Consider the following 15,305-nt stretch of genomic DNA (forward strand, 5'->3'; position numbering starts at 1 on the left):
GCTGAGGAAAGCACCGCCCACATCGTCTCCCGGCACGCAGAAAACACCTGCATATCCTGGAGGGCAAACGGCAGAAACGGCCGTCCGGACGCGGAACCGTCTGAGAGCACGAGACCGATAGAAGCCTGAAGGGCGGCGTCCAGCATGCTCGGATGCAGGATGAACGGCTCCATTTCTTCGCGGGCGGACGGCGGAAGAGTGAGCTTCGCGAGCACTTCTCCGTTTCCGGCATAGACGGCGTCAAGCGCCTGATGAGACGGTCCGTAGGTGATGCCGAGGCTGTCGAACGCTTCATAGCACTCAGCCTTTGACATACGCCGGCCGCTGCAGCGCGCCTGAACCGCTTCCACATCAAGAACAGGAGCACGCTCCGTCTCTTCGAGCACGGCCTTTCCCTGGAAAAAGACAAGCGGCTCTTCTCCTTCGGCATACGCTTCAAAAGCGATGTCTCCGTTTTCTTCCGGCTGAAGCTTTACATGAAGCGTCACTCCTTCAGAAAGCGCCGTCACCGGACGGAGCCAAACGATCTGTTTGAGCCTTACACCCGCTTTCCCGCCGGGCAAGTCTTCAGCAGCCAGCGTAACGGCGGCCCGGGCCATTTCTAAAGCAGCCGCGCCCGGAAGCACCGGTTTTCCATTGACAATGTGATCGGCAAAAAACGGTTCATGCCCTGAAAAAACAGTAGTAAAGCGCTGGGCGGTCAAGGTCGATGTATTCGTATAGAGCAGCGGGTGAAGTCTGGCTGCTTTCTCACTTTTCGCTGAGCCTGTTTTGTCAAGTGACACATCAGCTTTTGTGACCCAATATCGGTCTTTGGCAAAAGGGTAGGCCGGGAGACTGATGCGGCCCGGGTTGCGCTGATAAAGAGCTGACCAATCGACGTCAAGTCCTTTAACCCAAAGGTCAAGCAGCTTTCCGTATTTCCCTTTTCTCAGCCAGGCATTTATGGTAAGCGCCATATCTTCATCAGAAGTGAGTGAAGCCGCCAATGAATGATGTTTGGCTGTCCTGCCCCGCCAGATATGAGCATGTTCGATATTATGATCGTTTGAGAAACTCATAAGCTTCATTTTCAGTTCTTCTATCGACTCGGCCGTAAATGCAAGCCGCTCAGCCATCGGTTCTCTTCCCGCCTGAAGCGTGTAAGCGATCTTGGCTAAATCCCCGTCAGAACGTTTTTTTCTTATGACATCATCCAGAAGCTGGCGGGCGCGCTCTGTCAATTGCTGCTCATTTCGAGCTGATAAAATAATAACAGCCGGTTTTTGCGGAGAAACAGACGCGTTTTCCATTGGTTTCAGGCTGTCAGACGGCACATATTCCTGAATGATAACATGCGCGTTTGAACCTCCTGCTCCAAACGAGGAAATGCCGGCAATTCTCGGATATTCCTTCATTTCACCCGTGATATTCAAGACAGGTCGCTTCCATTCCGTTTCTTTTTGCTGTACGAAAAACGGAGTGTGCTCAAACTCAATATTCGGATTCAATTCCGCCGCATGCAATGAAGGGGCAATCCTCTTATGTTTCAATTGCAGAAGCAGTTTGGTGATCCCCGCAATCCCGGCAGCGCTTTCTAAATGTCCGATATTTGATTTAATGGAACCGATGGAACAAAACTGCCGGTCTTCTGTTGTCAGGCGAAAAGCTTTCGTTAACCCGTCGATTTCAATCGGATCACCGAGCGCAGTGCCCGTTCCATGGGCTTCCAAGTAACTGACCGTTCTCGGGTGAATGTCTGTCCGTTTCAACGTCTCTGCGATCAGATCAAACTGCGCTTTCGGATTCGGCACCATATAAGCGTTTGTCCTGCCTGCTGCGTTCAGCATGCTTCCTTTGATAACACCGTAAATATGATCGCCATCTTTCTCCGCTTGAGCAAGCGGCTTTAACACAATCGCCCCTACTCCTTCACCGTCAACAAAACCGTCCGCACTGTCTCCGAAAGATTTGCATTTATCACCGGGAGACAGCATTGAAAAAGCGGACAGCCGCTCATAGTGGGCCGGATCAACGATAAGATTGACTCCGCCGGCAATCGCTGTTTCACTCATTCCGCTCCGCAGGCTTTCTGCGGCGAGATGGACAGCTGTTAAAGAAGAAGAGCATGCTGTATCCACAGCCATACTCGGCCCTTGGAAATTGAACAAAAACGATACTCTGTTTGCGATAGACCAGTCGCTGGGAACTGTCGGGTAATTGCTGTTCATCACACCGACAAAGACTCCGATTTTCCGGCTGTCACAAAGCGTGGCCGGGGTGTACCCCGCATCTTCAATGCTTGAATAAGCAGTCTGCAGAAACAACCTTTCCTGCGGATCCATCCTTTCAGCTTCCGCGGGAGATATACGGAAAAACAGCGGATCAAATGTATCAATGTCATCGAGAAAACCGCCCCATTTTGAATAAATGGACCCCCATTTTCCGCGTTCCTCGTTATAAAACGTTTTCCAGTCCCAGCGATCTTTCGGCACTTCAGTAATAGAATGCCTGCCGGCTTTTACATTTTCCCACAGCTCATCAACGTGATCGGCGCCCGGATACCGGCCTGACAGACCGATGACAGCGATATCCTGGATAGAGGGATCTCCGTTCGTCCTTTCGCCTTCCTCGTTTTGAGGAATCTTGTTTTGTTTTACATTCAGGTTATCTGTGTGATCAGACAGCTGTGCCTCACGCACACCCATCGCTTTCATAAATGCTCCCCGCTGAGAAAGAAGCAGGTAATCCGCGATTTCTTCTATCGTCTGATATTCAAAAAAGAGGGTGCTGGTCATTTGGTCAAACACGTTACGAAAGGCATTTGTGAGCCTGACGACCAGAATAGAATCCAAACCGTATGCGGTTAAGGAAACCGACGGATCCATTCTCCCGCTCGGAATCTTCAGCGTTTTTCCTATTAATTCCGTCAGATATGTGATGCCCCGTTCCCTTACGTTTGGAATCGGCGCGGCGCTTTCTGCGGGAGCCTGCACCCGTCCGGCGTTTTCGGGATGAGCCCGTCCAATCCCGAATTGCCGCTCGAGCGCTTCTTTACGGGAAGACAGAAAGTAATCAGCAAGCTCATCAATGGTTTGATATTCAAAAAACAAAGTGCTGCTGACAGAACCGAAGACGTCTTTTAACGCGTTGGTCAGTCTGACGACCAGTATGGAATCCAATCCGTATGCGGTTAAAGGTTCATGGGATAAAAGACGATGCGCCGGCACTTTAAGCGCTTCACCGATTACCTTCTTCATCAGTTCAACGCTTTTTTCTCTCAGGCTGACATGCAAAGTATCATCCGAAAGACCTTCTGCGTCATACGGACGGCGCTCCGGCTTCTCATCTGACGCCTGCGTGAGGGCAAGCCTGACCGTTCCGTCACTTTCAGCCGCTATAATCTGCTGGCCTAAGTCGTGTGCGGCTTCAGCCGGAAACAGAGGATGGACGAATCCTTCAAGCGAAAGCGCTTCCGCCCAGCCGGCCGGATCAACCCCCGGACAGCCCGGAATCCGTAAATCATGATCCTCATACAGCCACCAGCCTTCAAGAAGGCCGAACGTCACATGGTTGAATATGGTGCGGCTGTTGATCTCATTTATAAACAGCTGGCCGTTTTTTTGCAGCATTGCTTTCGCATGGCGCAGCGTAGAGCGGATATTTTTTGTCGCATGAAGCACATTGGTCGCGATCACTGCGTCATACGTGCCGATGTCCGGCGCTTCTGCTGATACCGGCTGCTCAGCGTTGAATATTTTATAAGTGACATAAGGATATTCCGGACCGAATATGTCTTCTGCATGTAAAAGAAATGCTTTAGAAATATCCGTGAAACAATATTCGGCAATATGCGCTTCATACGGTTTCAATTTTCTCATGACCGCAGCGCTTGTCCCGCCCGTTCCGGCTCCGATTTCTAAAATGCGGATTTTCGCCTGCGGATCTTTTTCCAGACGTTCCTTCAAAACAGCAATCAATGTGTCAGCAAGCTTGTCATTGAAAAAATCAGAAATGATATTATTGCGGTAAATGCCTTCCACAAGACGGAAGGAGGAGTCAGGGAACATCACTTCCGTTGCCGGAAGCTTACCGGTTAAAATGTCTGGAAGCACACGCAATGTCTCTTCTGCCAATCTGACATGCGCCCTCATGTCTTTCTGGCGCAGCCAAGTCTCTTTTTTCCGCTCCCATTCCTCCCACACCTGCCCTAAATCCGTTTTTTCCGGAGCAAGCGCTAATTTATTCAGGAGGACAAAGCTCTCTTTCAGCCATCTGCTGTATTGTTCCGTTATGCCGGCAGCCGATTGAAATAACGGCAAAGCCTGATCAAGCCCGGCTCCCATCTCATAAAGGGTTGATGCAAGCATTTTTTCAATAAGGGATTCCATCTTTCTCATGCAGCTCATGACACTTGATGCTTTTAACCGCTCAGCTTCGTCATTCTGCGTGATGTTAACCGTTAATTGTCCGAGTGCGGAAGGAATCTTTTCCGGATAAACCGTTACTTGTTCTTTCAGATCGTCTTTCATAAAAACCGGATCTGTCGTTTTGATCAGCGCCAGCTGGTCATGGGGTCCGGAAAGCAGGGTTTCCAGCGTTTTCATCGCTTCGGGCGCCTCAATAGAAGCGATTCCGTCCCGCTCCATCCGTTTCCGGTATTGTTCTGAAGCGACAACGCCGACACTTCCCCAAAAGCCCCAATTGACAACTTTTACGGCATACGGCGCTTTCTGTGAGATCCGCTTAGCAAAAGCGTCTTTAAACGTGCACCCGGCGGCATAATTGCTCTGTCCCGGCGCTTTTTGAAACGACATCATCGAAGAGAAAAACAGCAAGAAATCCAGGGGCTCCCCCTCAGCTACCCGGGCAATCTGCAAGCTGACATCAGTTTTTGCAGAAAGTGACGCGCGGAACTGATCCTCTTCCATATTGGCAAAACTTCGGTCTGATAACACGATGGCGGAATGGATGATTCCGCGGACCTTTCCATTTTCCTTCACAATGGTGTCATATGCCCGTTTGAGAGAGTCATAATCGGCAGCATCCGCGCTGAAATATTGCGGTGCGGGGCCTAAAGCCGCAAGTCTTTTCAGCTTTCTTTCAATCTGTGTATCTTTTTTCCGTCTCCCGATCCAGATAATTTTCGCCTGATAGGTCTGAATCATATATTCAGTCCATACTTCTCCTATTCCGCCTGCTCCGCCGATAATCACATAAACCCCGCCGTGCCGGTATAATGAAGGCTCATCTGCATGAGGCTGGCAGACGGCCAATTGCTGTCGGTGCCACTGACCTGCACGAAAGACCCACGGATTTCCCTCGGAGTCCGCCGGTAAAGAGAAGACATCGGGGAGATGCCGGTCTCCCCTTTGAGATTCCAAATCAAGAAGCCGGATGCTCCAATTGCTGTATTCTTTTGCGAGCGACCCCGCTAATCCGTGTATGCTTGCATGACTCGGATTGACCTCATCATGTTCATGAATCGGCTGTGCTTGAAACGTGCAGATTGTCAATGATAGTTGTTCCGTGTCAAAATTCAGAAGCAGAAGCGCTTTTACCAGCCGGAAAAGCTGCATGACCCCGTGCTCCTGTCCCTCGGCCGTATCCGCATCATAAACGGATGGAATGGGATGATCCGGCGCCGCCCATATCATGTGTTGAAAAGAGCCTTGCGCTTTCAATGTTTCAGCCATTTGTTCCGCGCTATCCAAAGAAGTGATGTCCGGAAAACGGACATCGGAATACATCTCTTTCAAAGCCTGCTGAAAATCCGGCCCGGCCCCGATGACGATTATTTTTTCTTCACGCATGAAAGACATGCCGGTTTCCGGAATGGTGACGGTGTTCCAAACCGGTGTCATAAGCAATTCCGTTTCACAGCTTTTCTTCGGCGTGACGCCGGCTTTTTGGTTAAACCCGGCGCTTTCCTGCACCTCTTTTATGATAAAATCTTTCACTGCCGCCAACAGCACGCCGCGCTCATCACAAATATGCAGATCAAATTGGTGAACAGAGGCCGCTTTTACCTCCGCATGCACAAATACGGTTTTCGCTAACGGTTCAAGCAGCTGTATTTCTCCGAAGGAAAACGGTACGATAAGCACAGGCTCTTTTTGAAATTGCAGCACATGCGCCATTGCAGTTTGAACAGCGCCATCCATTAAGGACGGATGTAGGATGTACTGTTTAAAATCGGCTTCCAAGTGTGACGGGAGCGTTAATTTGGCCAGTGCTTTCCTTTCTGTATAAGAGAATTCGCGGATGACCTGAAAACTGTCCTTTTGCACGATTCCCGCCTCAGAGAACGAGTGATAGATGTCTTCTGGCTCCGTTCTCTGCGCAAATGGCGCCGGGAGCTGAAAGGCCGGGGCCTCAAAAGACGCTCCTTTTTCTTTACAAATCACTTCTCCTTGCGAAAAGAGGGTGCCGTCCGCTCCTTTTTCTTTAATGACATAGCTTATACGCTCTTTTTCTGCTTCAAACTCTATCATGACGGATCTTGGGTCTGTCCCTGTCACAATCGGCTCCATGTACCACACACTTTGAAGAGAGACGACCGGGCGTTCTCCCCACAATCCCGCGCCGTATGCCGCCATTTCCAGATGACAGACTCCGGGAAGCACATATTTTTCGTTCACTAAATGATCTTTAAAGAAATATTCATCCTTGGAAAATATCTTTTGAAACGTCCCTTTCCGGGCGGATGAAATATTCTCATCAAGCAGAGGATGCAGCGCTTCACGCCTTTTGATATTTTGGGGCTTTTTTGTATACCGCTTTTTTTGATCGGTCAGCCAGGACGTTTCCTTTAAAAACGGATACGTAGGAAGCGGAACTTTCTGATACGGCGTTTCCGGCTTTTTGCAACACTGAAGGCCTTTCACCCACAGCGCGGCAAATTTCTCAGGATCTGAAACGGATTGGCCTGAAACGTCCGGCCGCCCGGGTGACGCTTTTCCGAAGTACATATGCCTGCCGTCGCTGTGACCGCTTACAAATCCGTCCAATCGCTGTTTCAGCTCAGAAAGGGATGATGCAATGACAGCAAGCCGGAAGGAGAAAGGCTCTCTGCCTGACAATAAGGTGGCAGCGATATTTTCCAGACTGTATCCGCCGGCAGAAGGCAGGTTTTCCAATCGGGCAAGAAAAGAGCTTAATTTCCCGGCATATTCTTTCAGCTGCTGTTCGGAATGTGCGCTTAATACGACGGCATGCGGTTTTTGCTCAGTATTCCCGTCCGCTTGCCGTTTTGGCTGATAAGCACCTACGATCAGATGGGCATTAGAGCCTCCTGCGCCGAATGAACTGATTGCGGCGATTCTCGGTTTATCTCCTTCAGCCGGCCACGGCCGGTTGTTTCGGACGACATAAAATGGCGAATCAGAAAAAGAAATCTTGCGGTTCAGTTCCTCGGAGTGCAGACTGGCGGGAAGCGTTTCATGTTTCATGCTTAAAAGCACCTTGATTAAACCGGCGATCCCTGCAGCCGCTTCCAAATGTCCGATATTGGATTTCACCGAGCCGATTCCGCAGTAGTTTTTCTCATCGGTCTGTTTATCAAATGCCATAGACAGGCCGCGTATCTCAATCGGATCGCCGAGTGCCGTGCCGGTTCCGTGAGCTTCAATGTAGCTGATATCCGCCGGACTTACCGCGGCTCTGTTTAGAGCGGATAAAATCAGGTCCCGGTGCGCTTCCGGATTCGGCACCGTATACCCGGTCGTTTTGCCGCCGTGATTAGTGGCGGACCCCTTAATGACACCGTAGATGTGGTCGTTGTCCGCAATCGCTTTTTTCAATGGTTTTAACAAAACGGCTCCCGCACCTTCACCGGGCACGTAACCGTCTCCGCCTTCACCGAAACTGCGGCATTTTCCTTCAGAAGACAGAAAATGCGATTGGCTTAAAAACATGTATTTTTGCGGATGTAAGCTGAGGTTGACGCCTCCGGCAAGCGCCATTTCACAGTCGCCCGACATAATGGCCTGACAAGCCTGATGGACGGCGACAAGCGATGAAGAACACGCCGTATCAACAGCGATGCTCGGGCCATGGAGATCAAGGAAATAAGAAACCCGGTTCGGAATGCCCCAATATAAGGAGCCGGGGCCTTTGTACTGATCTTTGAGGAAACCTTCTTCGTGTGCAATTAATGAATATTCATTCCAGGTCACTCCGGCGAATACACCGATTTGATCCGTCGGCCTCGCCGCCGGATTCCCGTAACCGGCATCCTCCATCGCTTCCCAGCAGCACGTGACATACAATTTTTGCTGAGGGTCCATTAAATCAGCTTCCCACGGGGAAACAGAAAAAAACAGCGGGTCAAATTGATCCGGATGATCAATAAAACCTCCCCATTTACTGTATGACGCGTATTCTGCCGTTTTCTCTTCCGAGTAATAAGAGCTGTCCCATCTGTCCTCTGGGATTTCAGTGACACAATCTTTATTTTCCATTAAATTGTTCCAAAAATCATGCTGGTTTTCCGCTTTCGGAAACATCCCGCTCATTCCGATAACCGCAATATCAGAGCTCCCGTCCGTTTCCTGTACAGGCACCTTTTCAGCCGCCTGTACGGGAAGCAATTCTTCTTCCTGCCGGCTTCCCGTATCAGGCTCCGTTTCTTTGAATTCAAGAACGCTTTCGGGATTTCGTTTCTGCGCACTTAAAAACTCACTCAATTTCTCAATGTTCGGATATTCAAACAGCAGCGTTTCAGAAAGGCCGGTAAATTCTTTATGCAATATGGTCATGATTTCTTCACTGATGAGAGACGTCACGCCAAGAGTAAAAAAAGCGGTTTTATCTTCCGCTTCGGTCACCTCGGCACCCAGCTTTTGCGCTATTACCGTTCTTAAAAATTCGTTAATACATTTCATGAGGATACCATCCCTTGTACAAAAGAATTTTTCTGTGCTTTAACAAGTTAATCCGCCGTCTATTGCCATTGTCTGTCCGGTCATAAAGGACGATTCAGGAGAAAGCAGGAAACGAACGAGTCCGGTCATATCGTCTGTTTCGCCTAAACGCCCCATCGGCGTCCTTCTGATAATCTGCGATTTTTGTTTTTCCGGCATATTTTTCGTCATATCGGTGTCCACAAAACCGGGCGCAAGTGAATTGACACGGATTCCTTTAGACCCGAGCTCCCTGGCCAGGCTTCGCGTCAAGCCGTCAAGAGCCGCTTTGGATGCGCTGTAAACTGAAGTGCCTTTAAATCCTCTTGAGCCGATAATGGAGCTTATGTTAACGATTGATCCGGAATTTTGTTTCAGCATGACACGGGATACGTTTCGGGTCAGCTTGATGACTGAGCCGATATTCAGATTGAGGATGCGGTCAATGTCTTCATCATTGGTCAGGGGCAGCAGCTGATCAAGGTTCAAACCGGCGTTATTGACCAAGCCGTCTATTCTGGAAAACTTGCGGTATACTTGAAGAACAAACTGTTTCATGGCGGCATCATCCGCCGCATCCGCCGCTTCCCAATAAAAGCGGCCGCGGTACTTTTCACTCTCTCTCAATGTGTTAATAAAATCAGATTCACTGCGGCTGAAAGCGGCTACTTTGTAATCCTCATCCAAAAGCGTCTGTACAATCGCTTTTCCGAGCCCCCGGCTTCCTCCGCTGACGACCGCTACTTTTCCGTTATTCATATTTGCCTCCTGTTTTACACGTTTCTTATTTTTTTAAATCGGTCATTAGACAGTTTCCGATCTGTAACAGAGATGATCTGCGGTATCTGATATGGCTGCAGCTTCTGTTTGCAATGAGCTACGGCCCGCTTTCTGAAAGATTTGATATCTTCCTCTTTTTCAAGCACGGCCTCTGCCGCAACAATCTCGCCCGTAATCGGATTTTTTCTTCCCGTTATGAGAACATCCCGGACATTCGGTATCTCCAGAAAGACGCTTTCCACCTCTGCCGGAAACACTTTCTCTCCGCCCACATTAATGATTTCACTCTTTCTTCCAAGGATTCTTATATATTCGCCGTCTGTTTCCACCTGGTCACCGGTGTCATACCAGCCGTCTTCATCGAAAGGTGACGGTGCGTTTAAATAGCCGAGCATCGCCGACTCAGAACGGACCCAAAGCGTGCCTCCGGTAATTTTGGTCTCTGTTCCGGCACCGCCCACTTTCATCCAAGTGGATTGGCTGTCTTTTGATTTCGTTGAGAATATACCCAGTTCAGTTAATCCATATGTTTGTTTCAGCCGTACATCCGGAAACAGCCGGTGAATGCCGCGCAGCGTTGATTTGGGCATCGGTTCTGTGCCGTAAGTGATCAGCCGGAGTGAAGAGAGGTTATAGCCGGCATCCGCCTTGGACATCAGCAGCATGTTTAAAAAGGTCGGGGTGGCGGGGAGCACTTGGACAGCATGCTTGTCGACCGCCTGATAAACGGACTCCGGCGTTCTGCTGTCTGATGTGACGATGGTCCCCCCGTTAAACAGAATCGCAAACAGCGTATTAATGCCGCCGATATGATCCAATTTCAGAAAAATGAGCGTACGCAGCGGTTTTCTCTTCGCCGTTTTATATTTTTCAAGCAGCCGGCCGGCGCTTAACACGGATGCTTTGCTTTTGCCGGAAGTTCCCGATGTGAAAATAATAATGCCTGACTCCCCTCTCTCGCGCAGGTCATCAAGCAGAGGGTGAGAGGCGCTTTCAGAACCTGCACGAAGCGTCCAGCTGTCATTTTCATTTATTTCAATGATTTGATTCACTTTCGCGTCTTCAAACATATCGAGATGCTTTTCCCTTGATTCATTGCTGAGAGGGACAACGATATTTCGGTTTAACAAAAGCGCCATCAGCAAAAAAATGGCGTTCGGGGAATAATCCCCGATAAGCGCCACACATTCTCCTTCACGTATTCCGTTTTGTTCAAGTTCTTTCTGAAAAAAGCTGATTCGTGTCAGCAAATCATCATACGTAAAAGTCTGCCCTTTAAAAATGAGAAACTCACTGTCTTGCGTTTCCCTAAGCTTATCAGTCACCCAGCTGATATCTCCCCCGCTTTCTGTTTTCATGATTGAGCACTGTCCATATATTTTTGATAAATATCACAAATGCTGCCGACGGTTGTAATGCTGGAAATCGTTTCTCCTTGGGAAAAAGGATCTACTCCGGTTTCCATCTCCATCTGTGCGACTAATTGAGCGATATCCAGTGATGAGAAGCCCAGATCCTCTATGACTCTCACATCATCCCCCGCTTCGACGGCCCGATATGACTGCTGTTCTTGAATGTCCTGAATGATTTGTGCGATGATCTGCTTCATTTCCTTGGTTTGTTCCATTTGCTTTCAGCTCCATTCTTCATTTTATAAACTTCTGATGACCCGCTTATAATCCGGAATATGATCTTGTGAAGAGGTCGGCACCGCCAGCAGCTTGTCCACCTTGGAAATGGCCAGCAATGTATGATTTCTTTTCATATAGACTTCAATCTGATAGCTGATTTTCGCCACTGAGATCATACCGAGGGACTCACCGTGAAAGTCGGGATCGCATTCTTCAATGTGTCCCGTCATATAAATATCAAGCTCTTCATCTGCAAAACAATTTCCGTAATAATACGTCTCTCTTTCAAGCAAAAATAAATGCCGCGCGATTGAAACCGGAAAACCCGGCTTCGACCGGCGCGTCATCCATTCAAATTCCGCCGCATCCATTATCTTGCTGAATTTCGCAAACACCATGGCATGCCCGGGCGCAGCATCCTGATCAATAGGAACCCGATATGAAACGGGGTCTGCTGTTTTGAGATTGCCCGGCTTCATACCGAAGGCGTCCGTTCTGATTTTCTTTGACCGCATCAGCGCGTAAGGCGGCTTGGCTAGCTTAGAAAGTTCCGCAATGCATTCAGCCTTAGGCGCTGAGACTTTGCGCGTCGAACCTTCTGTTTGTGTGACGTCGACGACAATTAAACTATTGGCTTTCATAGAAGGAAACCGTCCCCGGTCCCACTCGCTTTTATCAGAGCTGACCGCTCCTTTCGGCCCGAACAAATAATCAGATTCTAATATGGTTTCTCCAAACCGGGAGATATCGACTCCGACGGAAACCTCGTCCCATAATCGGTACTGATCAAGAGGCTGATCTGAAGGAACTTTGAGATGTGTCATAAAATAAGCCGGATACAAAATCAGCCCTTGGTGATCGGCCATCTGATCAGGCCGGAATCCTGTTCCGTCCGTTAAATGGTGACTGTGTGCGTTGCCGAATAACAGCAGCAGCGCGTACTCATTCAAATTCCCTAACCCGACATGGCTCATCGTTAATTCATGATTTTCAATCAGCATGGTCTGTCCTCCGCAGAAAAAATGTAATGTCTGGTCATACTCAGCCTGTAATCGATACCAGCCTTTGCGCAAGAAGGCCGGCTGTTTCTTCTATGAGCTGTTTGCCGATCAGATCGACATGCCTGTTTCTCCAATTTTCAAGCGGGGTTCCTTTCACCCATTGATTAAACGCGCCGAGCGCAGGGCCGCAATGAATTTGGTAATCTATTTTACTTTCGCTTTTTCCTTCCAGAGCGAGCCTTGTCGTATGAGAAAAATACCATTTAAATACCATCGCCATTTTGTGTTTCGGATTCTGTTCGGCTTTGGCGATCTGCTCAGGAGATTTATCACGTTTCAACTGCTCATACACTTCTTCAAAACTGCGCTGGAAATACTTTTCTTCAATTAATGTTTTCGTTTTTTCATCTATTTCATCTAAAGAATTGTATTGTCTGTACAAGTCAAAGAGTTTATTGGCTCTTGCCGGGAAAAACAGGCCTTTTTTCAGCACCTGCACCCTTGCTCCCGCTTCAAACATATCTCCCGCGGGAGCGTATGACGTATCCTGCACGTTCGCTTCCTGAAGCAGATCTTTCACTGAATCACTTGTCCCGGCTTCGACCGTGCATTGATTAATAGAACCGGTTCCGATAAATTCGGCACCGAGCAGAAACGCGGCAGCAGCCGCTTCCGGAGTGCCGATGCCGCCCGCTGCGCCGATTCTTACTTTTTTCGTATAACCGTGCTTCTCCATCATGCGGTCTCTGAGTCTGATCATGGCAGGCATTAATGTATACGGAATCCCTTGGTCGGTATGCCCTCCTGAATCCGCTTCAACGCAAATGTCATCAGCCATCGGAATTTCTTTTGCAAGCGCCGCTTCCCCGGCTGTCAGCCGATTGTCAGACACAAGTCTTTCCAGCACATGAGCCGGAGCCGGATTCAGAAAGGCCTCAGCGACTTCAGGCCGGGATACTTTCGCGATGATTTTGTTTTGAACTGACACCGACCCGTCATGATTCCTGCTTAATCCCTTTGCCCTGTATATAACAAGAGCGGGGGTTATGCCCATAAATGCCGATGCTTCAATAAGATGAATGCCGTTTTTCAAATATAAATCTATCATTCTGACTTCCTTGTCAGGTGACATCATATGATGAAGAAGATTCATTCCGAATGTTTCCCCTTGCCGCAGTGCAGACCGGATGGTTCCGATGGCCTGTCCGATCCGTTCGATACTCAATCCGCCCGTTCCGAAAAAGCCCAGCATTCCCGCTTTTGCCGCTTTAATGACCATCTGTTCCGAAGCAATTCCCCTGTACATGGAGCCCGTCATGTAAGCATATTGGATGTTATAATCTTTTTTAAAATCTTCGTTCCCTAATCTCATTCCCGCCGTTTTTTGCGGATCAGCTGCCGATGCTTTAACATCAGCAGTATCAGACTCTTCTTTCGGCATAGGTAATGGGACGGCATCTTTTTTAATCTGACTCGTCAGTTTTGTCAGCACTTCCCCGGGCCCGACTTCTGCAATTTCATTATTTTCAAGTCCCATCAGACGGCGTATCGTGTCCGTCCACTTTACCTGATTGGTCATTTGCAAAGTCAGATTTGTTTTGATTTCATCATTCTTATAAGGTGCGGCATGAAGATTTGAGATCACCGGAAAACGAAGAGGCAAAAACGCCGTTTCTTCTAAATAATCCGCGAACTCTTTTTCAGCATCTTTCATATAGCGGGAATGGAAGGCGCCGCTCACATTTAAAGGAAGGTACATTCTCACGCCGGCTTTTTCAAAGACGGGGCCCGCTTTTTCAATGTCTTGTTTCGTTCCGGCGATCACAATTTGCGAAGGTGAATTGTGGTTAGCGATATCAATGCCGGTCAGATGATAATCGGATAGAACCTCTTTTACTTGTTCAGCGGTAAACCCCAAAACCGCCGCCATGCCTCCGGGAGCTGCCTTGCTCATGAGCTCCCCTCTTTTTTTCACAAGCTGCAAACCGGTCTCAAAATCAAAGCAGCCGGCCGCAAATAACGCATTATATTCTCCTAAACTGTGCCCTGCGGCGTAATCAGGCTCTCTGCCGGACTCTTTCCTTTTCTTTAAATAACTGAGTGCACTCACCGTATATAACGCCGGCTGGGTAAATTGCGTTTTCCCCAGCTGGTGATTCGGATCCTCCAGACACAATTCTTCTATAGAGTAGCCTAATATGTCATCAGCCTGACGTGTCAGATCTTGAAATTCATCAAACAGTCCGGCTCCCATTCCTTTAAATTGAGAACCCTGCCCCGGGAACACAAACGTAAGCATCTTATCCTCATCCTTTCCGCATCGCCAATTTTGTACATCACATGTGGATCTCCATACAAAAACGTCTCTTATTTCATATATTGACTGGTGTAAACACCGGCATAAAAATAAAAACACAAACGCGTTTGCGATTCAGCACAGGTTTAAAAATCGCAAACGCATTGTGTTTTCCTTTTCTAACATAATTTATATAAAGACATCTTGCTTGTTTACTGAATGTTTCGCATGACAAGCTGCAGTGCCAATATGCCCGAAAACAGCCATGACGGCACACTTCTCCCTTATCATGTATATGTAGATATATACACTACAATCATTTTTATAATCCCTATTTCCTCTTCAACGTGCCGAAACAGCGATTGAAATTTAATAGGTGCTTTACATCAATTTAATAAATTTAACAAATAGTTGCTATTTAAAGAGAATAATATCAATTTATAGATAATAATGTCAAGGTTTTATTTCGTTATTTTCTGACATTTATTCCACAGTTTTATGTTAGGTGGACAGTCGGCATAATTGTTTCGGGATAATTGTCAGATAATTCCCTGAACCCTTTTCATGTCAAAGAAAATTCCTCGCTTCTCTGTCAATTGGGTCTATACTTATTTTTCATTTTCATATATTATGTAAAAAAAAGATGAATTAGAAATATTTTTAATCACTTTAAATACTATCCATTAAATACTTTCTTTGTATAATAATTTCTTAT

General features: G+C 48.0%; 6 protein-coding genes. All 6 read right to left on the reverse strand.

The window, feature by feature from the left end:
- Positions 1 to 8,864: SDR family NAD(P)-dependent oxidoreductase (locus tag AC1RRX_RS18925; protein WP_144490569.1), on the reverse strand; the 8,864-nt coding region annotated here is incomplete at its 3' end.
- A 39-nt stretch (positions 8,865 to 8,903) separates the two neighbouring features.
- Positions 8,904 to 9,641 carry an SDR family oxidoreductase gene (locus AC1RRX_RS18930; RefSeq protein ID WP_007408405.1) on the reverse strand — a complete coding sequence of 246 codons (738 nt, stop codon included), beginning with the start codon at positions 9,639 to 9,641 and terminating at the stop codon, positions 8,904 to 8,906.
- Positions 9,642 to 9,655: 14 nt separating this feature from the next.
- Positions 9,656 to 11,020: a long-chain fatty acid--CoA ligase gene (locus tag AC1RRX_RS18935; RefSeq protein ID WP_007408404.1), complete on the reverse strand. Its 1,365-nt coding sequence runs from the start codon at positions 11,018 to 11,020 to the stop codon at positions 9,656 to 9,658.
- Positions 11,017 to 11,289 (reverse strand): acyl carrier protein, encoded by a 273-nt coding sequence (locus AC1RRX_RS18940; RefSeq protein WP_003153264.1) that lies wholly within the window; start codon positions 11,287 to 11,289, stop codon positions 11,017 to 11,019. Before AC1RRX_RS18940 ends, AC1RRX_RS18935 begins: the two co-directional genes overlap by 4 nt.
- A gap of 24 nt (positions 11,290 to 11,313) precedes the next feature.
- A complete protein-coding gene (locus AC1RRX_RS18945; protein ID WP_042635336.1) occupies positions 11,314 to 12,294 on the reverse strand; it encodes an LnmK family bifunctional acyltransferase/decarboxylase in 981 nt (326 codons plus the stop codon).
- 40 nt (positions 12,295 to 12,334) lie between these two features.
- Entirely contained in the window at positions 12,335 to 14,593 is a 2,259-nt protein-coding gene (fabD, locus tag AC1RRX_RS18950) for an ACP S-malonyltransferase (RefSeq protein WP_144465008.1), read from the reverse strand.
- Positions 14,594 to 15,305: the final 712 nt, after the last annotated feature.

The organism is Bacillus sp. GW821-FHT11D08 (assembly GCF_058808515.1).